Source organism: Amycolatopsis sp. WAC 04182, assembly GCF_003947465.1.
Taxonomy (GTDB): Bacteria; Actinomycetota; Actinomycetes; order Mycobacteriales; family Pseudonocardiaceae; genus Amycolatopsis.
Map to the genome: position 1 here is coordinate 1 of NZ_QHJJ01000004.1, position 24118 is coordinate 24118.

Here is a 24118-nt window from a genome sequence, read left to right on the forward strand (position 1 = left end):
ATCGAAAACCCTGCTCTGCCCATCGAAGCATGATCACCACACAAGCCCTGGTCACCACACCGACAGACCGGTCAGTGTCCGTGAGGTCCTGAAACATCAACTGTCCGACATGTCCTGAACTCAGACATGCCGTTAGAACGGCACTTACCACTCACGACCACCCCGACCCGGTTATCCACAGCCACCGCCCCCTCCCCCCCTGTTTGTCCACAGATCCGCTTCATGCCCACCGTGACCGTCGCCGGACGGCGATCGTGGGAAGGTGCCCATCCACAGACGCTGGTCGGAAGACTCCATCCCGGCCGGACAACGCCCGAGCTGGCCGGTCCTCCTGGCGGAGCAGCATGGAATGGTCTCGAGGCGGCAATTGCACACCTACGGCCACACCATGTCGGATATCAGGGCGAACCTCGCGGGCGGACGCTGGCAGCGGGTTCTCCCGCGTGTTTACTCGACATTCACCGGCGGCTTGTCCCGCTCGGCCAAGATCCACGCCGCACTGCTCTACGGAAGCGGGTACGCGATCTTGAGCCATCGGACGGCCGCCGAAGAATGGAAAATCCTGCCGGTCATCGAAGGACCTGTCGAAATCACGGTTCCGTACACCTCCTCCGCGATCTCGCAGGCTCCCTTGGTCATAGTCCACAGATCCCGCGCATTGCCCCATATCGCCGCCGGAACGAATCCCCCACGCGCCAGGGTCACCGACACCATCCTCGATCTGGCCACTTCTCAACGGACACCGCGTCAGGCGACCAACACCATCGTCGACCTGCTCGGCCGGACCCGGGTCTCGGTGGCCGCGATGGAGGCGTGCGTGCTGGCCAGGCCACCGTTTCGCTATCGTCCCGCCATCCGGTACGGCCTCGCCCTCGTCGGCGGCGGCCTGATGTCAGCACTCGAAGTGGCCTACCAGGAGGATGTCGAAGACCGTCACGGCCTTCCCCGCGGAAGCAGGCAAACTCCCTTCGAGGTCGACGGAAAGACACTCTGGGAGGACGTCACCTACGACGCGCAGGGCGCCGCGGTGACGGTCCGGCTCGACGGCAGGTCGACACACTCGACACCGGGTGTCGCCTTCCGGGACCGTCGCCGTGACAACGCCGCGGAACTCGCCGGGCGGGCAAGGCTCGTCTACGGGTGGCGCGACGTCCGGGAGTCACCGTGCGCGGTGGCCGCCGAGGTTCGGACCATTCTCACCCGCGAAGGCCGGCTCCATTCCGACGCAAGGGAAAACTCCTGTCCGCGCTGCCGATGATCGCCGGAAAGACCTCTAGGACACGTCCAGGACACCCGTACGGTTGCCCGGCCGCGGTGCCGGAATGTTCCGCGCTGGCCACCCTCCGAACCGGTCTTTAGGTTCGATCCGTCAACGATGATCGCCTGGGGGCGTCCGCAAGGGACGGGTGCGTGCCGGGCGGGACTGGGGAACACATCAATGCGAAGAACATCGCTGCGCGCGCTCGGCTTGCTCACCGCGGCCTTCACCCTCACGGGGCTGGTGACGGCCACGCCCGCGAGCGCCGAGCCGGGCCCGAACCTCAAAGTGACGGCGACGGTCGTGCAAGGCCGTTACCTGCCGGGGGACGAGATCCCGGTCGACGTGACTGTCACCAACATCGGTGACACCGCCGCCGCCGAGGCCAAGGGCAGCAACTACACGGTCTCGGGGCCGTACTTCACAGTTCCCCGGGGCGCTTGGGGCGACCTGGAGAACGAAGGCCCCGGAGCCTCCTACGCTCCCGGAGAGACCCGGACCTACCGCGTGATCGGCAAGTCGATGTACGGCAGCAAAGAAGACCCCACCGTGCAGTTCGAGGTGTACACGCCCGGTGATGTCGACTACCGGGACAACACTTCCATCGTCACCCTGGAGCACGTTCCGGCCGGTACGACCGACCGCGTCGCCGGGCAGTTGTACGGCGACGCCAACGAGGACGGCGTGCCATCCCCCGGAGAGGGACTGGCCGGGGCCGAGGTCCACTTGAGCGGCGTGGGCATGACGGGCGAACTGATGACGACCACCGACGCCGCCGGCCGATTCGAATTCGCCGCCGTGCCGATCACCCCCAACGCGAGTATCTACTTCTGGAAGATCCCCAACGGCTGGATCACCCCGCACACGGGTGACCTCAGGGTGGACGGAAGCGGATCGCAGACGGCGCTCGCCATCAAGGCGACCCGCCCCCTGACCGACGTGCTCCAGGCGACCGGCAGCCTCGACAAGGCGAGCTATGCCGTGGGCGAGACCGCCAAGGCGACTCTCGTCCTCACCAACATCGGCAACCGGCCGCTGGCCGGTCTGTGGGTGGGTTGCGACCCCGTGGGCAGCGGACAGCATCTCGAAATCGCCGACACCCAATGGGGCGACTTCAGCCCGGCGAAGCAGGCGGGCACGCTCGCGGCGGGGCAGCGCCTGGAAATCACGGTCACGGGCAAGGTCCCGGAGAAGGCGAGCTACTTCGGCAGGGTCTACCTGACGTGCTACGTCGACAGCAAAACCGCTTCCTCCGGTCCGGTCGCCGAAGCCTTCGGCAAGGTGCCGGGCAAACGGGCCGACTCCCGTGGCCGGATCTGGACCGACAAGAACGGCAACGGCCAGTGGGACTCCGGCGAGCAGGTGCCGAACGTGACCGCCACCTTGAGCACCGACGGCGGGAAACTCGTATCGCTCGCGAAGACCGACGCTGACGGCTGGGTGACCTTCCCGAACGTCGCGGTCGGTGTCTACCGGTTGCGGACGGTCGCGCCGTGGCGGGCGGTCGGCGACACCGATGTCTACGTCATCGCCCCGCCCTACGGGTTCGGCGACTGGCACCAGCAAGTGGTCCGGCGCTGAAGTCTCGATCGGTCTCGTGAGTGGTAAGGGCGGTTCTAACCGTCCTTACCACTCACGAGGTTTTCCGTCAGCCCTGAACGAACTTCGTCGCCAGAGCCTGCCCGACCGAGGTCGACTTCCCGTTGTCCTCGATCGGCGACACCTTCGAGTTCTTGAAGCAGATGTACGTGACCCCCGAGTCGACGCCGCCGTTCTTCGGGTCCGGGTTGATCCCGAGCGCCTTCGCGGCCGCGTAGGACGCTTCGCCGATGATGTCCTTCGGTCCGGTGTCACCGATGACGGTGTAGAGCACCTTGTCGTTGTAGATCACCGCGCACGAACCGGCGCCCTTGAGGCCGGCCTTTTCGAAGTTCCACGTGCTGCTGATGCTCGGCACGACGACGTAGGGCGTCTGGTCGGCGATCAGCGCCTTGCCGTCGGAGCGCGGGTACGCGGTGCCGTCCTGGAACCACGGGTCGGTGTTCTTGTTGCACCGCGCGGTCGGCTGCCCGTCGCAGTCGATGTCCATGTCGGCCTTCCAGAACACGGCGCTCCCCGCGTCGCAGACCGCGATGGTCCTGCCGGTTTCGTCGTCGGTCTTGTACTTGCCGTTCGACACCTGCTTGCAGGCGGTGGTCTTCGCCAGCAGCTGCTGCGCGGTCGGGGCAGCCTGTACCGAAGGAGCGGCGACGGCCGTCGCCGCGGGGGCCAGTCCCGCGGCCAGCAGCATCGCAGAGAACAGGAGCAGTTTCCGCATACCGAGCACCCCTTTGTTAATAAAGCTTCTTTATCGAGGGTGCTCAGATTGCCTTCGCCGACAGGTCAGCTCAAGGGTTATTTTCCCACCACGCCAAGAAAACCGGTCAAAAGCGGGCAAGCCTGGCGACTCGCGCCATGAGCCGTCCCGCTCGGCGGTACAGGCCCTCCCGCTCACCGAGCACGCTGTCGATCCACTCCTGGTCGACGTCGTGCCGGACCTCGATCCGCGGCCGCAGCCAGCCGTCGCGCGAAGCCGCGCCGCCTTCGGTCGTGTAGACCCTTGTCGCGCCGGAACGCCGGAGCCTGCTGAGCACCCGCCGGTCGTAGGCGCCGAACGGCGGCGCGTACGCGCGCACCGGTTTCCCGCTCAGGTCCGCGAGCAGTTTCGGCGCGGTTTCCAGTTCACGCCGGGCGTTCCGGTCGTCCAGCCGCCGCCAGTCGCGGTGCTCCCAGCCGTGCGAACCGATCGACATCCCCGCCTCGACCAGCGCGCGAAGGCCGTCGGCGTCGAGGAAACCCCGCTGCCCGATCCGGCCCGCCAGCGGGAAGAACTCGGCCGTGAGATCGCGCTCCACCAGTCTGGGGAGCGCGATCTCGACGTCCGAGGAATTGCCGTCGTCGAACGTGAGGCCGACGTCTTCGCGTCCGGCCACGGTGTCGAGCACCCGCTCGAACTGTTCGACCGTCACCCATGTTTCGTTCTCACCGGGATCCAGCGCGCGCACGGGCCTGCCCACGCCGCCTATCGCCAGGATCACCATCCGCGCCTCATTCGGGACCGAGTGTGTTTCCCGATTAATCGAGTTGGCGAACGGAGTAGTTACATGATCCCGCAAGGTGTCCACGAACGGATTACTTGCGAATCTCCAGGGTGCAGCACTTCGGGCCGCCGCCCGCCTTCCTGAGTTCGGAAATGTCCAGGAAGACGACTTCGTAGCCGCGTTCGGTCAGCCGGGCGGCCAATCCGGTCGCCTCGACCGGCAGAACGACGTTGCGGCCGTCGGACACCCCGTTCAGGCCGAAGCACTCCGCGTCGGCCCGGTCCGCGATTACCGCGTCCGGGAACATCCGCTCCAGCACCTTCCGCGACCCGGCCGAGAACGCCTCCGGGAAGTAGGCGATCTGGGCGGACGTGGCGTCGGTGGCCTCGGCGAGCACGAACAGCGCGGTGTCGAGGTGGTAGTAGCTCGGGTCGATCAGCCGCAGCGACACGACCGGGACACCGAGGACCTCCTGCGCTTCGGCGTGCGCGGCCGGGTCGGTCCGGAAGCCGGTGCCGGCGAGCAGGATCTTGCCGGTCCACGCGAAGTCGCCCTCGGCCTCGTTGATCTTCTCGGGCATGGTGATGTCGCGGTAGCCGTGCTCGACGAACCAGCGGCGGAAGTGTTCGGCCTCGGCGGTGCGCTGCGGCGCGCGGAACCGCGAGCCGAGGACACGGCCGTCGACGACGGTACCGGAGTTCGCGGCGAACACCATGTCGGGCAGGCCGGGCTGGGCTTCGATCTCCTCGACGGTGTGGCCGAGGCGCCGATAGGTGTCGCGGAGTTCGGTCCATTGGGCCATCGCGGTGTCGACGCTGACCGGGACCGACGGGTCCATCCACGGGTTGATGACGTAGTCCACCGCGAAGTACCGCGGCGGGCACATGAGGTAGCGGCGCGTCGTGGGTACACGGGGCTGCTGCTCCAGTTCCGGCATACCCGAAGGGTAAGGCTCACCTAATTCCGCAATCAATCGCTGTTCGCTGCGCATATACCTGCTAAACATTGCGTGTGAACACCATCGACCAGCGAATCGTTTCATGCCTGATGGCCAACGCGAGGTCCAGCTACGCCGACATCGGCAAGGTCGTCGGCCTGTCCGCGCCCGCGGTGAAACGGCGGGTCGACAGACTCCTCGAAACCGGGGTCCTGCGCGGGTTCACCGCGGTCGTCGACCCGGAGGCGCTGGGCTGGGGCACCGAGGCGTTCGTCGAGATGACCTGCAACGGCAACATCACCCCGGCCCGGATCCGCGCCCGGCTGGAGCCGTTGCCGGAGGTCGTCGCGGCGTACACGGTGTCGGGCGCGGCCGACGCGATCGTCCATCTGCGCGCCTCGGACATCCACCATCTGGAGACCGCGCTGGAACGGCTGCGCGGGCTGGAGATCGTCGACCGCACGGTGTCCACCGTCGTCCTGTCCCGGTTGCTGGAACGCCCGCCGACACCCGAAGCGTGACACCCTCGTCCCCGTGACCGATCAGATCCGCTCCAGCCACGACGGCGGCGTCGCCGTGCTCACCATCGACGCGCCCGCGACCCGCAACGCCCTGACCCTCGACCTCTCCGCGCAGCTGGCCGATGCCGTTTCGCGCGCCGAAGCCGACGAAAGTGTCCACGCTTTGGTCATCACCGGCGCACCGCCGGCGTTCTGCGCGGGCGCCGATCTGGACACGCTCGCCGGCGCCAGGGAAGACGGGCTCCGCGCGATCTACGACGGATTCCTCTCGGTGGCGCGGTGTTCCCTCCCGACGATCGCCGCGGTCGGCGGTGCCGCCGTGGGCGCCGGGCTGAACCTCGCGCTCGCCGCGGACGTCCGCATCGTGGGACCGAAGGCGAAATTCGTGGCCAGATTTCTCGATCTGGGCATCCATCCCGGCGGCGGGATGACGTGGATGATCCAGCGGCTCGTCGGCCCGCAGAAGGCCGCGGCGATGACGCTCTTCGGTGAAGTCGTCGGCGCCGAAGCCGCTGTCGAATGCGGGCTCGCGCTCCGGCTCGCCGACGGAGATCTGGTCGAGGCCGCCCGTGAACTGGCGAAACCCGCCGTCGGCGCCCCGCGCGACGTCCTTCTCGCGACGAAGCGCTCGCTCCGGCACACCTCGTCGCTGACCGACCATTCGGCCGCCGTCGACGCCGAGATCGCCCCGCAGCTGGCGTCACTCACCGCACCCGCGTTCACCGAGCGACTGGCCAAGCTGCGGGCGTCGCTGTCCGACCACTGACCGGCCAATGACCGTTCCTCGACCGGACTTCACTACGCTGGAAGGAGATACGGCTCACAATCGAGCCGCATCGCCGACCGTTACCATCGGTAACAGATAAACCGGATAATCCCCGCTCAGCGCCGAGCTCAGGACACTCGAGGAGTAGGTCCAGACCGTTTTTACGGCAACCTGGAACGTGTGCCGAGGACTAACCTCGGGACATGGCACCTGTGACCTGGCCGACACCGCCGGGCGAGGCACGCCGAACTCCGGCATGGCCGGGGACGACGCACGTCGGGAGAGAGGGAATCCCTGACCTATGAGCACGAGTGCGAACGGCAACGGCTCCTTGTCGGCCGTCAGGCCCACCGAGGTCGCCAAGCTGGACCGGGTGGTCATCCGGTTCGCCGGTGACTCCGGTGACGGCATGCAGCTGACGGGCGACCGGTTCACCTCCGAAGCGGCCGCCTTCGGCAACGACCTGTCGACCATGCCGAACTTCCCCGCGGAGATCCGCGCGCCGCAGGGCACCATCCCCGGCGTCTCGAGCTTCCAGGTGCACTTCGCCGACTACGACATCCTGACGCCGGGCGACCGGCCGGACGTCCTGGTCGCCATGAACCCCGCCGCGCTGAAGGCGAACCTCGCCGACGTGCCGACCGGTGGGACGATCATCCTCAACACCGACGAGTTCACGAAGCGGAACCTGGTCAAGGTCGGGTACGAGAACGACCCGCTCGACGACGACACCCTTTCGGCCTATCAAGTCCACCGGGTGGCCATGTCGACCTTGACCAGAGGCGCGCTCGAAGAGACCGGACTGTCCAAAAAGGACGCCGAACGCGCGAAGAACATGTTCGCGCTCGGGCTGCTCTCCTGGATGTACCACCGGCCGACCGAGGGCACGGAACGGTTCCTGCGCGAGAAGTTCGCGAAGAAGGCCGATATCGCCGAGGCCAACATCCTGGCCTTCCGTGCGGGCTGGAACTACGGCGAGACGACGGAGTCGTTCGCGACGACGTACGAGGTCGCGCCCGCGAAACTGAACCAGGGCACGTACCGCCAGATCACCGGGAACACCGCGCTGGCGTACGGCCTGGTCGCCGCCGGGCAGCAGTCCGGCCTGCAGATCCTGCTGGGCACGTACCCGATCACCCCGGCGTCGGACATCCTCCACGAACTGTCCAAGCACAAGAACTACGGCATCCTCACCTTCCAGGCCGAGGACGAGATCGCCGGTATCGGCGCCGCGCTCGGCGCCTCCTACGGCGGCGCGCTGGGCGTCACCTCGACGTCCGGGCCCGGTGTCGCGCTGAAGTCCGAGGCCATCGGTCTCGCGGTGATGACCGAACTGCCGCTGGTCGTCATCGACGTCCAGCGCGGCGGCCCGTCGACCGGCCTGCCGACCAAGACCGAACAGGCCGACCTGCTGCAGGCGATGTTCGGCCGCAACGGCGAATCCCCGGTGCCGATCGTCGCGCCGCTGTCCCCCGCCGACTGCTTCGACGCGGCGATGGAGGCCACCCGGATCGCGCTGAAGTACCGCACCCCGGTGTTCCTGCTCTCGGACGGCGCGATCGCGAACGGCTCCGAACCGTGGCTGATCCCGGACGTCGAGGACCTGCCGGATCTGCGCGTGGAATTCGCCACCGAGCCGAATGCCGAGGACGGTTCCGGGGAATTCTGGCCGTATGTGCGTGACCCCGAGACCCTCGCCCGCACGTGGGCGGTGCCGGGCGCCGCCGGGCTGCAGCACCGCATCGGCGGGCTGGAGAAGGCCGACAAGACCGGCCACATCTCCTACGAGCCCGACAACCACGACAAGATGGTCCGCCTGCGCCAGGCCAAGATCGACGGCGTCGACGTCCCGGACCTCGTCGTCGACGACCCGAGCGGCGGCAAGGCACGGGTGCTGGCGCTCGGCTGGGGCTCCTCCTACGGGCCCATCGGCGCCGCGTGCCGCCGCGTCCGCAAGGACGGCATGCCGATCGCGCAGGCGCATCTGCGCCATCTCAACCCGTTCCCGGGCAACCTCGGCGACGTACTCCGTTCGTACGACACCGTGGTCGTCCCCGAAATGAACCTCGGGCAGCTTTCGATGCTCCTGAGGGCCAAGTACCTCGTCGACGTGAAGTCGTACACGAAGGTCGCCGGACTGCCCTTCAAGGCCGAAGAGCTGCAAGGCGTCTTCACGGAGATCATCACCAGTACGGAGGGGACGAAGTGACCGCGATCGATCTGGGGATCCCCACCCTCGGCGGCTTGGACCTTGTGCCGACCGAAACCGAACCGCAGAAGGCGAAGGACTACAAGTCGGACCAGGAGGTCCGCTGGTGTCCCGGCTGCGGTGACTACGTCGTGCTCAACGCCGTGCAGTCGTTCCTGCCGACGCTCGGCCTCAAGCGCGAGAACATCGTGTTCATCTCGGGGATCGGCTGCTCGTCCCGGTTCCCGTACTACCTGAACACCTACGGCATGCACTCGATCCACGGCCGGGCGCCGTCGATCGCGACCGGGCTCGCGACCGCGCGGCCGGATCTGTCGGTGTGGGTCGTCACCGGTGACGGCGACGCGCTCTCCATCGGCGGCAACCACCTGATCCACGCCTTGCGCCGCAACGTGAACATCAAGATCCTGCTGTTCAACAACCGGATCTACGGCCTCACCAAGGGCCAGTACTCGCCGACGTCCGGGCCGGGCATGGTCACGAAGTCCACCCCGATGGGCTCGGTCGACACCCCGTTCAACCCGCTCTCGCTGGCGATCGGCGCCGAGGCGTCGTTCGTGGGCCGCGCGCTCGACTCGGACCGCAAGGGCCTGACCGAGGTGCTGGAGGCCGCCGCGAAGCACCGCGGGTCGGCGTTGGTGGAGATCTACCAGAACTGCCCGATCTTCAACGACGGTGCCTTCGACGTCCTCAAGGACAAGGACGAGGCCGCGACCCGGCTCATCCCGCTGAAGGCGGGCGAGCCGATCAAGTTCGGGCCGCAGGGCGAATACGGGGTCACGCGGAGCGGCTGGGCCGGCCTGGAAGTCGGGAAGGTCGCGAACATCGGCGAGGAGAACCTCGTCGTGCACGACCCGGCGATCGAGGACACCTCGTACGCGTTCGCGCTTTCGCGGATCGGCGACCAGAACCTGAACCACGTGCCGACCGGCATCCTGCGGCAGGTCGAGCGGCCCACCTACGACGACCAGGCGCGCGCCCAGGTCACGGAGGCCCAGGCCGCCCGGAAGCCCGATCTGCAGGGGCTGCTGCGCGGCAAGGACACCTGGACCGTGGTCAGCTAGCCGGTCCTCAAGCGCGTGAAGGCCCCCTTCCCTCGGCTGAGCCGAGGGAAGGGGGCCTTCACGCGCTTCATCAGGTCAGGGGGCGGAAGCCCACGCGCTCCGCGTCGGCGGCGGAGCGGAACCAGACCTCCGCGACCATCTTCGGGAACTGCGGCGAGTCCTCCGTGCAGTACCGCAGGGCGGTCACGCTGGCCTTGACCGCGAAGTCGTCGGCGGGACGGCCACCGCCCGGCCGCGGCATCGCCGAACCGGGGCCGAACGGGCCGGGCGGGACGGATTCCGTCACCGGAGCGACCTGCCGCGCGGGCGGGGGCTCCGGGGCCGGCATCGCGTCACCGGGCTGGACGGCCGGCTCGAACAGCGAACCGCTCTGCCCGCCGGACAGTTCCGGCTCACGACGTTCGATCGCCCGCATCGACGGCTGGATCGGCTGCGGCGGCTCGAAACCACCGCGCACCGCACCCCGCGGCGTGCGCTTGGGCAGCACCTGGGTGGCTTCGGCGGGCGTCTCGGGCTCCGAGTCGAGGAGACCGGCCTTCGCTTCTTCGTCGGATCCGAAGGCGTACGCGGGCGGGTCGTCGTGCAGCGCCTCTTCCCGCTCGAACCAGTTGGTCTCGACGGGGGCCTGCTCGGTCTCGACGCGCGACGCGGGGCTGAACAGCGACACCGGCTCCGGCTGCGTCTCGGCGCCTTCGGGGTCCAGTTGCATCTCCAGGCGGGACCGGTACGGCCCCTCGCCCGGCAAGGACGGCTGCGGCTCGGGTTCCGGCTCGGGCTCGGGTTCGGGCTCGACGTCCAGCTTCGACGCGGGCTGGAGGTAGTCGGTCGCCGCGGCGACGTACGGGTTCGCGGGCTCCGGCTCCGGCTCGGGATCCGGCTCCGGCAAGGCCGCCGGGATGTACTGCGTCCGCTCCGCCGCGAGTTCCGCGTCAGGCTCGGGTTCGGGGTCCGGCTGGGGCGCGGTGCGGTACTCGGCCTCGTACTCTTCTTCGGGCTCGAAGATCTGCGTCGGGGAGTGCTGCTCCGGCTCCTCGGCAGCGTCCTCGCGGACGTCCTCGTGAACGTCCTCGGCAGGCTCGGTCCACTGCTGCGCGGGCTCCTGCTCGGTGAGCGTCTCGGGGTACGCGGGCTTCGGCTCCTCGACGGCCGCGAACTCCTCGTCCAGCTCGTCGTGCGACGGCTTCGCGAGGTACGCGGTCCCGCCGGCGACGGCCGCCGCCCCCGCGCCGAGACTCACCCCGGCCGGCAGTCTCGACGTCTCGGCGTGCGCGGTGGCCAGCGAGCTTTCCAGCTCACGGATGCGCTTGCGCGCCGGAAGTACCAGCACCAGCCAGGTGAGCAGCGCGCCGACGACGAACGCCAGCAGACTCCACAGCCAAACCTGTCCGAAAATGGACATCTAACCTGCCCTTTGTCAATGCGTTCGCGCGACCAGGTAGTCGGCGACCGATTCGCAGGCGTCCCGGGCGGGCGACGCGGGCAGCGCCGCGAGCTCGGCACGCGCCCGACGAGCGTAGTCGGAAAGAGTTTCGCGTGCGCGTTCGAGTCCGGACGAGGCGCGCAGCAGGTCCAGGGCCTCGGCGACGAGCGCGTCGTCGGAGATCGGGCCCGACAGCAGCTCGACCAGGCGCGGGTCGGTGGCCGGGTCGGCCAGCGCGTACAGCATCGGAAGCGTGCGGACGCCTTCGCGCAGGTCCGTTCCCTGAGCCTTGCCGAGCTCGTCCGAGGCGGACGCGATGTCGATGACGTCGTCGGAGATCTGGAACGCCGTCCCGATGATGTCGCCGAAGCGGCGGAGCGCGTCGATGTAGTCGTCGGGCGCGCCGGACATCATCCCGCCGAACCGGCCGGAGGTGGCGATCAGCGAGCCGGTCTTCTGCGCGATGACCGTGAGGTAGTGCTCGACCGCGTCGTCGCCGTCGGCCGGGCCGACCGTCTCGCGCATCTGCCCGGTGACCAGCTCGCCGAAGGTCTCGGCGATGATCCGGGCCGCGTCGGTGCCGAGGTCGGCGACCAGCCGCGAAGCGTGCGCGAACAGGAAGTCGCCGGTCAGGATGGCGATGGTGTTGTCCCAGCGGGCGTTGACGCTCTCCGCGCCGCGGCGCATCGTCGCCTCGTCCATCACGTCGTCGTGGTACAGCGTCGCGAGGTGCACCAGCTCGACCGCCGCCGCGGCGGTGACCACCTGGTCGCCCTGCTTCGGCCCGAACTGCGAGGCCAGCAGCGTGAACAGCGGACGGAAACGCTTGCCCCCCGCTTCGACCAGGTGCGAAGCGGCGTCCTCGACGGCCTTGACGTCACTGCGGACGACCTCGCGGAGCAGCGTCTCGACGTCGGCGAGACCGGTCGCGAGCGTGCGCAGGAGCTGCTCGTCGGCGATCTGGAGCCCCACGGACGCGCGCAGGTCCTCGATGGCACCACCTGGGGCAGGTGAAGACACAGACACGTCGGCTCCGCTCTCTTTGACACCGTTCGGGGTTGCTCCCAGCGTAGTGGCTACCCGCTGAGGCCTGTTGACCTGCTGTCCAGGGGAAACGGTGACGAAGATGACACCCCCGCCGAGTATCCTGCCCGCTTCGGCGCGAACGGGTCAGCGGCGGCGGATCTTGATGTCGTCCATGCAGGTCGCCTTGCCCGTGACGTCGCGGTACGGATACCCCTTGGCGTCCAGCAGTTCCATGACCTTCAGCTCGGCTTCGTCGAGCACGTCGCGTTCTTCTTCGCCCCGCAGCGTGATCCGGAAGGTGAACGCGCCGAGGTGCGCGCTGTAGGTGAGCAGGCCGTCCTCGGTGAAGCCCATCGTCTGGTGCTGATCGAGCTCGGCGAGGAGCCTCGCGCGGGTGTCGGCGTCCGGGTGGTCGAACTTGCCGTTGACGAGGACGCGGTAGGTCGGCATGCCCTCGAATATACAGACCTGTATCCGAATACGAATCCGAATATCCAATGGGTGTCCATGATCCACGGTCGAGTGAAACGACCGTCACGCACGCAACGGGCGAATCCGACACGCAGATAGTGATGACAAAGGAAGAACGGCCAACCGGCTCGCTCTCCGTCACGTGAGGAGGACGTGGAATGCGCATCACCATCGCAAGCCGGGCAGGCCTGGTCGGCGCGCTGCTGCTGGCGGGCCTCGGCGCGGGGGTGACCCCGGCCGCGGCGTCCAACCCCGCGGGCGTGGCCTCGCTCGGCTCCGCCGCCTTCACCAAGGGGACTTCGGCGCCGATCTCGATCGCCTCGCTCGCCGACTGCGCGGTCGAGGGACCGACGAGCAACTCGTCCGGGGTCGTGACCAGGACCGGGATCACGTTCGGTGGCGGCACGTCGACGTGCACGACCACCGTCGTCGACCCCGAGAACGACGTGACCACGACGAAGTCCGAGGCCAAGGGACAGAACTTCGAGCTGTCGGCGCTGGTCTCGTCGAGCGGGCCGCGGATCAAGATCAGGTCCTACTCGGTCAGCTGCACGGCCACCCAGACCAGCACCAACGCGAGCTGGACCTACGGCGGTGCGACCGGGCTCGGCACCCTGCCGTCGCCGGTGCCGGTCGGCTACGTCAAGCCGATCACCAAGTCCAACGGCACCCTGCTCGCCGAAGCGATCTTCAACGAGCAGACGTTGCCGGGCGACGGCAGCATCGCGCTGACCATGCTGCGGATCAAGTTCGCCCCGGGCTCGAACATCACCGGCGAAGTGGTCGTCGGGCGCACGGCCTGCTCCCCCACCCCGTAAGCCATCCCGCCGGAAAAGGGGCGTCCGGGACTCACCGGGCGCCCCTTTTCCATTCTGGCTTATATAAGCAGTGGCTGATATCTTGTCGGCAACCGAGCCGAGGAGGGCACCGATGGTCGACGTGACCAGCCAGATCAACTCCGTCCAGCGCAGGCTGGGCAAGCGCGTGGTCGAAGCGGGCGAGGCGGTGACGGCCATCGTCAGCCAGGTCTACGACACCGGCCTCGACGACCTCTGGGACGCCTGCACCAATCCCGAGCGCATCCCGCGCTGGTTCCTGCCGATCAGCGGCGACCTGCGCGTCGGCGGCAAGTACCAGCTCGAAGGCAACGCGGGCGGAACGGTCGAGCGCTGCGATCCGCCGAAGAGCTTCGCGGCGACCTGGGAGTACGGCGGCGACGTCAGCTGGATCGAACTCCGGCTGAGCCCCGAAGCCGACGGGCGCACCCGGTTCGAACTCGACCACACCGCCGTCCCCAACGAGCACTGGAACCAGTTCGGGCCCGGCGCCGTGGGCATCGGCTGGGACATGATGCTGAACGGGCTCGCACTCCACCTCGAATCCGGTGAGGCCGCCGACCCCGAGGCCGCGATGGCCTGGATGACCAGCGAAGAGGGCGTGCGCTTCATGACACTGAGCAACGAGGCCTGGTACGAGGCCGACGTCGCCAACGGGACGGACGCGGCCACCGCCCGCACCCGCGCCGACGCCACCTTGGCCGCCTACACCGCGCCGCCGGAGAGCTGAAGGTCCTCGGCGAGTTCCGGGGCGCGAAGCAACTCGATGAGCTCGTCGTCCGCTCGGAAAACGGCACGGGCCCCCGGCATCTCCGCCTGCCGGAGCATCGCGTGGAGTACGTCGGCGTGCGGCTGGTCGAGCAGGGTCCAGACCATCGCGCGCCGCTTCCCGTCGTCGCCCAGTGCGCGCGCGGCCCACCAGCCCATGACGAGCGCGCTTACCTGGTTGACCGCCGTTTCCCGCCCCCGCGCCAGTTGCGCGCGGTTCAGCCCGCACACCTTGATGGTCTGCTCGCCCTTCGCGGTCAGCGCGCGGTAGGTCCCGATCGACAGGACCAGGAACAGATGCTCCAGCGGGTCTTCGGCGGTCGGGTCGATGAGCAGGCTGTTGCCGTCTTCGTCCACCGGGAAGAGGTCGCGTTTGTGGTGGCTGTTGCAGTACTCGCAGGCGAGCACGTGGTTGAGCCAGTCGAACGCGCGCCCCGGATTCCGCGCGATCGGCTCGAAATGGTCCACAGTGGACCCAAGGCCGTCGCCGCAGTACATGCAGTAGCCGCGGCCGGCGGCCATCACGTCCAGGCCCGCCCGCAGAGAACGCCGCACGGCACGCGAAACCCGCCAGAGTCGCCGGGCTTCTTTCGTGTCACCGGGAGGGATCCGCGCCGTCAGCTCTTCGAGATCGGCCACCACCCGCCCCGGCAGCGCGACCCGGCGGATCCCGATCACCGATCGTCGGCCTCGAACCGCCTGGCCACCTCGTCGACCCGGCTCGGCGGCGAACTGCTCAGCATGCCCCGCAGGCGTTCCCATTCCCGGACGCCGTTCGCGTCCGCGCGGCCGGACGCCACCTGGAACTCCAGCTCGGCCAGATGCTCCCGCAATTCGACCGCCTGCGGCGAATACGGCGTGTCCAAGCCGAAAAGATCGGACAACACGGCGTCGTCGCCGGAGCCGAACACGACCCGCTCGTACAACTCCTCGGAGACCACGCGCGGCGGCAAGTCCTCGTCGGGACCCGAAAGCCGGATGAGGCCGCCCGGGTCGGCGGCCTGGCAGACGTAGGGGCTGTGCGTGGTGACGATGAACTGGATCCGCGGGAAATGCGCCTTGAACCACGATCCCATGCGTTTCTGCCACGACACGTGGAGATGCGCGTCCACCTCGTCGATGATCACGACACCGGGACTCTCGTGGTCGAGGCCGGCGCCGTCGAGCTGTTTGAGCAGGTCGACCACGAGCGCGGTCACCGTGCGGTAGCCGTCGCTCATCTCGCCCAGCGGGAACCGGTCGCCCCGGTACTCGACCCAGAGCCCGTCCGAATCGACGTCCCGGATCCGGTAACCGCCCGGCAGGAGACCGTCGCCAAGGATCTCCAGCGCCGCGTCCTTCAGCTCACGCGCGCCCGCTTTCCCTTCCAGCGCACGGAGATGCTGATTGATCAGCCAGGTGACACCCTCGGCGAGCGAGGCGTCTTCGTGGAACAGGCTGGCCATCCGCGCCAGCGATCCCGCGCCGCGCATCCACGACTCGGCCTCGCCGCTCCCGCCCGCAAGCCGGCGGAACGGCCCGTACGCCGCGCAGAACGGCTGGCCCGGCGGGAGTCCGGAGATCGGCAGCAAACCGGAGTCGAGCCAGCGGACCTCGACCGGGGCCGGGCCCTCCTCGCGCATCACCGACAGCTCGATCGACCCGGACGTCTGATCGTTGGAGATCCAGCTGCCGGCGTCCGACAGCAGCCCCCAGGCGACGTCCGGCGCCGCCGCGACCGCGATGGCGCGCAGCAGCGAGGTCTTGCCGGAACCGTTGCGCCCGGCGAGGACCACCCAGCCGGGGCCGGGCAGCCGGAGGTCGACGGCGCGGGCGCCGCTGAAGCCGCGGATGTTCTCCAGCCGGACCCGCTCGATGTACATGCAGAAAGCTTAGTGCCTGTCGGCGGAGCTGAGAGGTGTCCGGAAAGGGACCATATGCGTGAACCCGCCCGGCCGAAGGCCCCGCTATCGCGGTGGCAGGGCGCCCTACCCGCGTAGCGCCCTGCCGACGTCGATCGCGGGTTCACCAACGGACACTTACGACGGCGCGGACGTCACCTGGCCCCCGAAAGTGGGTCGCCATCACGAGCTCCATCACGGCGTGCGCCTTGGCGACGTCCACGGCCGGGAGCGCCCTGGACCGCGGCCATTCGTCGACGCCCCGCTCCTGCTGGGACGAAATCAGCAGCCGGACATGCCCGCGCGAGCCGAGATTCCCGAACGGCGAGACGTACATGAGCAATTCGCTGTCGTCCTTGGTGCGAAGGGTGGCTCCCGGGTTCCCGCTGAAGGTGTGCTGACGGTGGTCCTTGAAGGTGCCCTTCGGATCCGCGTGCCACTCGCCGGGCGCGCCGCCGTTCGCGGTGGCCCCGGCTTCGATCTGCACCCGATGGCGTGGCTCGACGAAGTAGCAGGAACCCGGCGTCGCGATCGGCTCGAACTCCGGCCCGAAGGTCTTCTTGACCGCGTCCCGGAACACCGCGCACTCGACGTTCGGGTCGGCTGCGCCGGCGGCCAGCATCACCTCGGCACCCGCGGGCACTTGGGCCTCGACCGCCGGATCGCAGGTCTCACCCTTGCTGGTGGAGACCCAGTTCGCGCAGGCGCCGACCCGGGCACTGTCCTGGGCGTCCGGCGGGTAGACGAGGTCGCGAGGCAGCTTCGCGGCCCCAGCGGCGGCGAAGTCGCGGAGGAGTCCGCAGTCCTTGCTCCGGCTCTGGAACCCCAGCTCGAACTGGACCGCACGCTGGAAACTGACCGGAACGGTGATCGCGCAGCCGCTGACCGCGCCCTCGCGACGGGATTCGACCTGGTAGGCCTTGACTCCGCCGAGGTCGACGACGGCTCCGTCGTTCCGGAGTGCCGCATGGCCCGGGTCCACGTCCTGGACGTAAAGCAGGTCCAAGTCTCCTCGGACGAGCGCGCAGCGTTTCCTGCCGCGCTTCACCTCCGGGCGCGTGGTCGCCAGTGCGGCATCGAGCGGCTGTCGAAGCGCGTAGGTGACGCGATCGATCAGGGCACAGAAGTCGGTCGCGGCGAGGGCGGCGTCGACAGCCTTTGCGTCGCGATCCGCGGGGCGGGGCTGCTTGGGCTGCCATTTCGGAAACTGCGGTGGCGGTGGGGTCGCATCGACGGAATCCGCACAAGCCGCAAGCAGCCCGAGGAGTACTGCGCCGAGAATCACTCTTCGAAACTTCATTACGCAGAGTGTGCAAATTCGCCGCCTACTCCACCAGGAAGAACCCGGTTTCCTGGGGCAGATTCACACGATTGATTTTCACGGATAGTCACCAGGTTCGCGAACGCTATTCAGCGAGGAACGGGACTTTATGCAGCCGGGTTCACCGCCCCGGGAACCCTGGTAATCTTCCCGGCGTCGGATTACGCAGGGTGCATCGGGGAGACGCGCCTTGTAGCCACGGGAGGGGCAGATGACGACGGTGACTTCGGGGCGGCTTCGGCCATTCAGCGGGGAACGGTTCGGCGCCATGGGGGTGCATGGCCGTGCCTGAGGGTTCGCCGACCTATGAGCCGGGCCTGCGTTGGAGTGAGGTCGATCGGTTCCGGCCCAGCGGTGGTTCCTACGGGACGCCTGTCGCGCAGGGTGCGGGGTTCAAGTACGACGAGGCGACCCTCCACGAACTGGTGAAAGAGTGGTCTGACCTGGCAGTCGAGTACAAAAACGATCTGATCGACGCGAACAGGATTGCTTTTGCTCAACCGCCAGGGCTCGAGTACGCGAGCGGGGACAACGCCTCCGTAACCCGGCAGTCCGGCGAGGCGCTTGTCGAAGCCCTCAATCAGCGCATCACCTACTGCGAGAACATGGCCAAGAAGTATCTGGCCGCGCTCGGCAAGTACGCCACTGCGGACGACCACGCAAAGACCGTCATCAACCAACAGCCGAAAGGCATCGCCTGATGCGTCGAACAGTCCTCATAGTCGGCGCGGTCGCGCTTACCGTCAGCGCTTGCTCGAACCCCACCCCGAACGGCACACCGACGCCCACCAGCGCCGGAACGAGCCTAAGCTCGTCAAACCCGGCCAGCACTCGTCCTGACATACCCAAGGTCGGGGACCCGATCGACCTGACGAGGTTCAAGCAGGCGCCCTGCAACACGCTCACCAAAACTCAGGTCGAGGAGCTCCTCGGTGTAACGGCGGACGGCAAGGCACGAGACGGCGCAGGGCCCGCATGTACTTGGGTAGCCCCCTCCACTACCCGGCCTCTCGTCAGCGTGGTTTTCAGCAACGAGCAGGACAGCGGCACGGCGAGGATCTATGAAGCCAAGGGCAAGTCCTACCAATTCTTGGAACCGCTCGAAGCAGTTGACGGCTACCCCTTGACCGCTTACGGCATCAAAGACGAGCGGTCCTTAGGCCGCTGCTCGGCCGCGTTGGGAACCAGCGACACGGAAACTATCGGCGTCGCCGCGGAGCAATCCGAGGCCAACGTCGGCATAAAAGACCCTTGCGACGTCGCTCGTGAGGCCGCAGTCAGGGTGCTGGCCACCATCCGAGGAGGCAACTGATGACGGCAGGACCGCTCACCGCCGCCCAGATCTATGAACAGATCACTGGCGGCGTAGGCCCTGGGTCGTTGGCTGATGCACAGCAGAGTGGCTTCAACTTGACCCAGCGGCACCACGAGCGGGCGCAGAAGCTTTCCGCGCTCACCCAGAAGACCATGGCCGGTTGGCAGGGTGGCGCCAGCGACGCGGCCGCCGACGCGACGAAGCCTGTCGTGGAGGCCGCGTACGACGACGCGATGCACCTGGCCGTGGCCCAGTCGGCGATCAGCGCGCAGATGGACGCGTTCGGTACGGCCAAGAACTCGGTCAAGCCGGTGCCGCCCGAGCAGCCCGCGCCGACGGCCGAGGACGTCAAGACTGCCATGAGTGGCGGCCTGGTCGGCTACTGGAACAAGGTCCAGGGGTACCAGGCCGACAGCCAGCACAACATCGACACCTTCGCGAGCTACCACTCCGCCAGCACCGCCAACGGTGACGAGCTGCCCGCCCAGTACGCGCAGCTCACCGACCCCGGCGGCAGCGTCGCCCTGGACGAGGGCGGCGGCGGGAAGCCGGCCGTGAGGGGGTTCGGCGACGGTTCCGACGGACGCGAATACGGTGTCGGCGAGCCCTACCGAGGCCCGAGCGGCCCGAGCGGCCCGAGTGGCCCCAGCACTCCCGGCGGGCCGAGTGGCCCCAACGGGCCGAGCGCAACCGACGGCGGCCAGCAGCCTGGGCAAGGTCCCCAGCCAGGTCAGCACCATCCCGGCTTTCAGCAGCCGGACGACGGGACCCGCGCGAATTCGTACACGCCGCCCCAGACCACTCCGGTCGTGCCGCCGGCGGCGAACCTCGACTTCGGGCCGACCGGCAAGCCGAACCCCACGTACAACACGCCCGGCGCCTTCCCGCCCGGGTACGGGCCGGGAACGGGCGGGCCCACGCCGTACGGTCCGGGCACGGGCGGCAAGTCGCCGGTCGGCGGCGGTTTCCGCGGCGGCGTCCCCGGCCCAGGCGTGACAGGCGGGCCCGGGCAGCAGCCCGGTATGGGTGGCCGAAGCGGTGCCGGGATGCCCGGTGAAGGCGTGGCCGGCCGTGGTGCGGCGGGAGCAGCGGGCTCGGCCGGTCGTGGCGGGGCGAACGGGATGCCGATGGCGCCCGGCGCAGCTCGCGGGAAGGGCGAGGAGGACAAGGAGAAGAAGGCTCCGGCGTACCTCCAGAACCCGGATCCCGACGAGACCTTCGGCGGCTACCCCGAAAAGCCGATGCCGCCGGTGATCGGCGAAAAGAAGAAGTAGCACCACAGTCCCAGGGGAGGGAGGCACGTGGTGCTCGCGCGCCCGGTCGAGATCACGCTCGACACCTTGTTGACCGCGTTCCGTCACGCCGGCTGCGGAGATCCGCATCTGATCTTCGCCGGCGGGCTGCGCTACATCCCACCGTCGTCGCGGAACGGCGAGGACAGGGCGGCGTTCGAGGAGCTCGGCGGGCTCGGGTTCACCGAGGGCAAGCGGCTGACCAGCGACTTCGAGGACGTCCTGCACATACTCGACCGGCCGAACACCGAGTACTACGCGACGTTGCGAACGGAGACGGAGCAGTACAACGTGCTCGTCGCCGTACGCGGTCGTGCCGCGGTGACCGCGATCTGCGAAGGCAACCGCGTGTGGCTGAAAGGCGTGCGGACCGCCGACCACGCGGCGGCGCTCGTGATGAACCTGCCCGAGTACCCGCCGGCGCGGTTCGCCCCGTTCTCCTTGCCCCAGGACGACTTCAACGGCGGCGACGGGGACGGTCTCTACGACGAGCCCGAGTCACGAAGCCGCGAAGCGCGGCAGTTGGACGAGGTCTTCGAGCAGCCCTATTTCGGGGTCGGTTTCTTCGCCGCGGCCACGCGCCCGGACGGGGGCAAGCGCACAGAGGCCACGGATAGCCTGTCCTATTTGGACCTCGACTCCGGGCGGGTTGCCATGCACGTGAGCGGTTCGCCCCGGAACCGGTACATCACCGTCCTGCCCGGCGAACCCACGTTACTGGCCAAGAAAGTCGCCGCGCTGCGGGCGAGCCTCGATCACTGACTCGATCAGGCGTACCGACCGCGCCGGATCCAGCGCGACAGCGTCCACAGTGGACCGGAGGTAGGGCGCGACATCGCAGGGCCGGTACAGGAACAGCCCGCATCGCCGATGTTCCAGGTACACCACCGGCGATGCGTCGCCGAATTCCAGCAGGACGTAGGCCTCGCCCGCATGCGCTCCGGCGGCGAACGGGATGACCCGGAGTTCGACGGTGGGCCGCTCGGCCATCGAGACGCGATGCCGAAGCTGATTCGCCATCACCAGCGGCCCACCGACCTGACGGTGCAGCGCCGCTTCGTCGATATAGGCGACAAATCTCTTCTGGCCCAGCACTGCTGCGGAAGAGTTCGTGGCTCTCGCGTAGGCGGGAGTCCGCAGCAGATCGGGCAGGAGCGTTGCCCCGAAAGCGACGATCTTGGTGGCCTCCTTTTCGTACTGTGCAAGCGTTTCACGCTGGAAGGAAACGTCGGCGAACCACCACGGCCCGCTGTCGCGAGCCAGCGAGAGCAGTGCCGACACCTCCTCGGCGGACGCCGCGCGCAGACCGGTTTCGATCCGGCTGATCGTCGACTGGGACCACGCCAGTTTGTCGGCCACTTCGGTCGCGGCCAGTCTGGCGGCCTTCCGCGCGACTCGAAGTCCGTCGGCGAGGGCCCTCGCCTGGGGTGTGGGTCTCGGCTTCGGCATCGCGAGCACCCTGCCCGGTGCGCCGGAGCAAGTCATTCCCCGAGCCGGGCGACCTCGCGGACGGCCGCGGAAATGGCACCGAAGTCCTTACGCAGCAACGCCCCGTGGTTGCTCTCGACCTTCGCGCTCACCTGGATGTTCGGGTTGCGGACGGTCACCGCGTCGAGTCCGGCCCGGATCTGTTCCTGCTCGTCGCCCTTGCTGCCGAAGGAGGTTCCCGAGGCGACCACGTACCGCGTCGGCACGCTGATGCCGTCGAGCACCGGGCCCAGCTCGGCCGACCGCGAGAGCTTTCCGAGTTCGATGTTGCTCTCCGCCTGCTGGGCCGCGGTCATCCGCGGGGCCAGACCGGTCGGGCGCAGCAGCGGCATGATCAGGTTCAGCCGCTTGAACAGCTTCCGGATCCGCTGCTCCATGGCATCGTCGAGCCAGTCGTACGGGAACGCGCCGTCGACGAGGACCGCGCCGAGGGTGCGCTCCGGATTCCGGGCGGCCCAGTGCGCCGCGACGACCGCGCCGTAGGACCAGCCCACCACCAGCGCGCGCTCCACTCCCCTGGCTTCGAGGACCGCGTCGACGTCGCGGACGGCGACCTCGAAGGAGTAGTCGGCCGAACGCCGCGACTTGCCGCGGGCACGCTCGTCGTAGGTGATGTGGCGGAAGTCCGAGCCCAGGTCGGCGAGGACTCGCCGCCAGTAGCCCTGCGTCGCGAACTGGCCGTTGAGGTAGACGACCGGAATACCCGTGCCACCGGTGTCGGTGACGGCGAGCGCGGTGTCGTCGACCGGCACCATTCCGGTCCAGGGGGCGGTGATCGTGGCGGTGCTGTTCTTGGTCATGAGGCAACTATCGAGGTGCGGCCTGACACCGCTCTGACGTCGCCCTGACACGAAAAAGCCCCCTCACGACAGCGAGGGGGCCTTCCGCGGAACCGGACTACTTGAGGGCGAAACCGCCGGAGCCCGCCCAGTCGAGGGCGAACGCCGGGAGCAGGCCGAGCACCAGCGTGACGATGACGCCGAGCGTGATCGCCGTGGTGGTGAACGCTCCGGGCACGGTGACGGTCGGGCCGTCGGGGGCGGGCTCGGAGAAGTACATCAGCACGATCACCCGCAGGTAGAAGAACGCGGCGACGGCGCTGAAGATCAGGGCGACGACGACCAGCGGCGCCATCCCGTCGGACAGGGCCGCCGAGAAGACCACGAACTTGCCGACGAAGCCACTGGTCAGCGGGATACCGGCCAGCGCGAGCAGCAGGAAGGTGAACACGCCGGCCAGCACCGGAGACCGCTTCGCCAGCCCGGCCCAGGCGGACAGGTGCGTCGCCTCGCCGTTCGCGTCCCGGACCAGCGAGACGACACCGAACGCGGCGAGCGTGGTGAAGCCGTACGCCAGCAGGTAGAACAGCGTGCTCGACAGGCCTTCTTCGGTCATCGCGATGGCACCCACGAGCAGGAAGCCGGCGTGCGCGATGGACGAGTAGGCGATCATGCGCTTCACGTCGGTCTGCGTCAGGCCCAGCACCGCGCCGATCAGCATCGAGATGATCGCGACGGCCCAGAGCACGCCGCGCCATTCCCAGCTCGTCGACTCGAACGCCACCTGGAACACCCGCAGGATCCCGCCGAACGCGGCGACCTTGGTGCAGGCGCCCATGAACGCGGTGACCGGGGTCGGCGCGCCCTGGTAGACGTCCGGGGTCCAGGTGTGGAACGGACCGACCGAACCCTTGAACAGCAGGCCGACCGCGACCAGCCCGAGCCCGGCGAACAGCAGCGTGTCCGACCGGTCCGAACCGGCGGCGGCGTTGGCGATGTCCGAAAGCTTCACGGAGTTCGCGTAGCCGTAGAGCAGCGCGAGACCATAGAGGAAGAACGCCGACGAGAAGGCGCCGAGCAGGAAGTACTTGACCGCGGCCTCCTGCGAGAGCAGGCGACGACGGCGGGCGAGACCGCACATCAGGTACAGCGGCAGGCTCAGCACCTCGAGCGCGATGAACATGGTGAGCAGGTCGTTGGCCGCGACGAACGCCATCATGCCGCCGAGCGCGAACAGCGTCAGCGGGAAGACCTCGGTCTGCATCCCGGTGGTGCCGACCTGCGCGCGGTCCTGGACCGTGCCCGGACGGATACCGGCCTGCGCGACGAACGCGCCGCCCGGTTCGACCGAACGGTCCGCGATCAGCAGCAGCGCGCCCAGCGCCAGCGCCAGCAGCGTGCCCCACAGGAACAGCGACGGCCGGTCGACGGCGATCGATCCGCTGAAGGTCGTGATGCCGTTCTTCGGTGCGGAAGTACTGGCGTACCAGGCAAGGAAGACACCCGCCGCGCCGATCCCGACCAGGGACAGGAAGACCTGCGACGGCCACCGCATGTGCTTGGGCAAGAAGGCTTCGAACAGCACGCTGACACACGCGGCCCCGAGGATGATCAGGATCGGCGTGACGGCGAAGTAGTCGATCGACGGCACCGTCACCGGTGGCGCCTGAGTCAAGAAGTGCACGGT

At 68.4% G+C, this 24118-nt stretch carries 24 protein-coding genes; 12 read left to right on the forward strand and 12 right to left on the reverse strand.

Annotation, left to right across the window (positions count from 1 at the left end):
* The first annotated feature begins 262 nt into the window (after positions 1 to 262).
* Both DMH01_RS20115 and DMH01_RS20120 read left to right on the forward strand, forming a co-directional pair.
* Positions 263 to 1258: a hypothetical protein gene (locus tag DMH01_RS20115; protein ID WP_125678850.1), complete on the forward strand. Its 996-nt coding sequence runs from the start codon at positions 263 to 265 to the stop codon at positions 1256 to 1258.
* A gap of 180 nt (positions 1259 to 1438) precedes the next feature.
* Positions 1439 to 2839: an SdrD B-like domain-containing protein gene (locus tag DMH01_RS20120; RefSeq protein WP_125678851.1), complete on the forward strand. Its 1401-nt coding sequence runs from the start codon at positions 1439 to 1441 to the stop codon at positions 2837 to 2839.
* 67 nt (positions 2840 to 2906) lie between these two features.
* On the opposite strand, the gene DMH01_RS20125 is transcribed toward DMH01_RS20120, so the two are convergent.
* The 3 genes from DMH01_RS20125 to ddaH all read right to left on the reverse strand — a co-directional run bounded on the left by DMH01_RS20125 (position 2907) and on the right by ddaH (position 5275).
* Positions 2907 to 3575, reverse strand: a complete 669-nt coding sequence (locus DMH01_RS20125; protein ID WP_125678852.1) for a glycoside hydrolase family 75 protein — start codon at positions 3573 to 3575, stop codon at positions 2907 to 2909.
* Between the two features lie 106 nt (positions 3576 to 3681).
* Positions 3682 to 4338, reverse strand: a complete 657-nt coding sequence (locus DMH01_RS20130) for a polysaccharide deacetylase family protein (RefSeq protein ID WP_125678853.1) — start codon at positions 4336 to 4338, stop codon at positions 3682 to 3684.
* Positions 4339 to 4429: 91 nt separating this feature from the next.
* Positions 4430 to 5275 (reverse strand): dimethylargininase, encoded by an 846-nt coding sequence (ddaH, locus tag DMH01_RS20135; RefSeq protein ID WP_199745566.1) that lies wholly within the window; start codon positions 5273 to 5275, stop codon positions 4430 to 4432.
* A 74-nt stretch (positions 5276 to 5349) separates the two neighbouring features.
* On the opposite strand from ddaH, the gene DMH01_RS20140 reads away from it, so the two are divergent.
* The 4 genes from DMH01_RS20140 (at position 5350) to DMH01_RS20155 (ending at position 9835) form a co-directional block, all read left to right on the forward strand.
* A complete protein-coding gene (locus DMH01_RS20140; protein ID WP_005151923.1) occupies positions 5350 to 5796 on the forward strand; it encodes an Lrp/AsnC family transcriptional regulator in 447 nt (148 codons plus the stop codon).
* 13 nt (positions 5797 to 5809) lie between these two features.
* Complete coding sequence (locus tag DMH01_RS20145) at positions 5810 to 6562, forward strand: enoyl-CoA hydratase (RefSeq protein WP_125678854.1); 753 nt, start codon at positions 5810 to 5812, stop codon at positions 6560 to 6562.
* Positions 6563 to 6863: 301 nt separating this feature from the next.
* Positions 6864 to 8771, forward strand: a complete 1908-nt coding sequence (locus tag DMH01_RS20150) for a 2-oxoacid:acceptor oxidoreductase subunit alpha (protein ID WP_125678855.1) — start codon at positions 6864 to 6866, stop codon at positions 8769 to 8771.
* Entirely contained in the window at positions 8768 to 9835 is a 1068-nt protein-coding gene (locus DMH01_RS20155; RefSeq protein WP_125678856.1) for a 2-oxoacid:ferredoxin oxidoreductase subunit beta, read from the forward strand. The genes DMH01_RS20150 and DMH01_RS20155 overlap by 4 nt, the downstream gene beginning before the upstream one ends.
* 70 nt (positions 9836 to 9905) lie before the next feature.
* On the opposite strand, the gene DMH01_RS20160 is transcribed toward DMH01_RS20155, so the two are convergent.
* The 3 genes from DMH01_RS20160 to DMH01_RS20170 form a co-directional block, all read right to left on the reverse strand.
* Complete coding sequence (locus DMH01_RS20160; RefSeq protein ID WP_125678857.1) at positions 9906 to 11234, reverse strand: LapA family protein; 1329 nt, start codon at positions 11232 to 11234, stop codon at positions 9906 to 9908.
* Positions 11235 to 11249: 15 nt separating this feature from the next.
* Entirely contained in the window at positions 11250 to 12275 is a 1026-nt protein-coding gene (locus DMH01_RS20165) for a polyprenyl synthetase family protein (RefSeq protein WP_034310720.1), read from the reverse strand.
* A 150-nt stretch (positions 12276 to 12425) separates the two neighbouring features.
* On the reverse strand, positions 12426 to 12731 hold the full coding sequence (locus tag DMH01_RS20170; RefSeq protein ID WP_125678858.1) for a DUF6204 family protein: 306 nt from the start codon (positions 12729 to 12731) through the stop codon (positions 12426 to 12428).
* Positions 12732 to 12910: 179 nt separating this feature from the next.
* On the opposite strand from DMH01_RS20170, the gene DMH01_RS20175 reads away from it, so the two are divergent.
* Both DMH01_RS20175 and DMH01_RS20180 read left to right on the forward strand, forming a co-directional pair.
* Positions 12911 to 13570 carry a hypothetical protein gene (locus DMH01_RS20175; RefSeq protein ID WP_125678859.1) on the forward strand — a complete coding sequence of 220 codons (660 nt, stop codon included), beginning with the start codon at positions 12911 to 12913 and terminating at the stop codon, positions 13568 to 13570.
* Positions 13571 to 13682: 112 nt separating this feature from the next.
* Positions 13683 to 14318, forward strand: a complete 636-nt coding sequence (locus DMH01_RS20180; RefSeq protein ID WP_125678860.1) for an SRPBCC family protein — start codon at positions 13683 to 13685, stop codon at positions 14316 to 14318.
* Here the strand turns inward: DMH01_RS20180 and DMH01_RS20185 are convergent.
* The 3 genes from DMH01_RS20185 to DMH01_RS20195 form a co-directional block, all read right to left on the reverse strand.
* Complete coding sequence (locus DMH01_RS20185; protein ID WP_125678861.1) at positions 14294 to 15034, reverse strand: HNH endonuclease; 741 nt, start codon at positions 15032 to 15034, stop codon at positions 14294 to 14296. The two genes, DMH01_RS20180 and DMH01_RS20185, sit on opposite strands and share 25 nt — an antisense overlap.
* Positions 15031 to 16218 carry an AAA family ATPase gene (locus tag DMH01_RS20190; RefSeq protein ID WP_125678862.1) on the reverse strand — a complete coding sequence of 396 codons (1188 nt, stop codon included), beginning with the start codon at positions 16216 to 16218 and terminating at the stop codon, positions 15031 to 15033. The genes DMH01_RS20185 and DMH01_RS20190 overlap by 4 nt, the downstream gene beginning before the upstream one ends.
* A 142-nt stretch (positions 16219 to 16360) precedes the next feature.
* Complete coding sequence (locus DMH01_RS20195) at positions 16361 to 17536, reverse strand: hypothetical protein (RefSeq protein ID WP_233621619.1); 1176 nt, start codon at positions 17534 to 17536, stop codon at positions 16361 to 16363.
* 299 nt (positions 17537 to 17835) lie between these two features.
* Between DMH01_RS20195 and DMH01_RS20200 the strand changes: the two genes are divergently transcribed.
* Genes DMH01_RS20200 through DMH01_RS20215 form a run of 4 tightly spaced genes read left to right on the forward strand, consistent with a single transcriptional unit; the run spans position 17836 to position 20926 of the window.
* The gene (locus DMH01_RS20200) at positions 17836 to 18258 is read left to right on the forward strand and encodes a hypothetical protein (RefSeq protein ID WP_125678863.1); all 423 of its coding nucleotides are present in this window, start codon (positions 17836 to 17838) and stop codon (positions 18256 to 18258) included.
* Positions 18258 to 18869 (forward strand): DUF3558 domain-containing protein, encoded by a 612-nt coding sequence (locus tag DMH01_RS20205; RefSeq protein ID WP_125678864.1) that lies wholly within the window; start codon positions 18258 to 18260, stop codon positions 18867 to 18869. The genes DMH01_RS20200 and DMH01_RS20205 overlap by 1 nt, the downstream gene beginning before the upstream one ends.
* Positions 18869 to 20146 (forward strand): PPE domain-containing protein, encoded by a 1278-nt coding sequence (locus DMH01_RS20210; RefSeq protein ID WP_125678865.1) that lies wholly within the window; start codon positions 18869 to 18871, stop codon positions 20144 to 20146. Before DMH01_RS20205 ends, DMH01_RS20210 begins: the two co-directional genes overlap by 1 nt.
* A gap of 27 nt (positions 20147 to 20173) precedes the next feature.
* Positions 20174 to 20926, forward strand: a complete 753-nt coding sequence (locus DMH01_RS20215; protein WP_125678866.1) for an ESX secretion-associated protein EspG — start codon at positions 20174 to 20176, stop codon at positions 20924 to 20926.
* Here the strand turns inward: DMH01_RS20215 and DMH01_RS20220 are convergent.
* The 3 genes from DMH01_RS20220 to nuoN all read right to left on the reverse strand — a co-directional run bounded on the left by DMH01_RS20220 (position 20879) and on the right by nuoN (position 24115).
* A complete protein-coding gene (locus tag DMH01_RS20220) occupies positions 20879 to 21613 on the reverse strand; it encodes a helix-turn-helix transcriptional regulator (protein ID WP_125678867.1) in 735 nt (244 codons plus the stop codon). The genes DMH01_RS20215 and DMH01_RS20220 overlap by 48 nt on opposite strands.
* Positions 21614 to 21645: 32 nt before the next feature.
* Positions 21646 to 22452, reverse strand: coding sequence for an alpha/beta fold hydrolase (locus DMH01_RS20225; protein ID WP_125678868.1), 807 nt, complete (start codon positions 22450 to 22452; stop codon positions 21646 to 21648).
* A gap of 97 nt (positions 22453 to 22549) precedes the next feature.
* On the reverse strand, positions 22550 to 24115 hold the full coding sequence (gene nuoN / locus DMH01_RS20230) for an NADH-quinone oxidoreductase subunit NuoN (RefSeq protein ID WP_125678869.1): 1566 nt from the start codon (positions 24113 to 24115) through the stop codon (positions 22550 to 22552).
* Between the last annotated feature and the right edge of the window lie 3 nt (positions 24116 to 24118).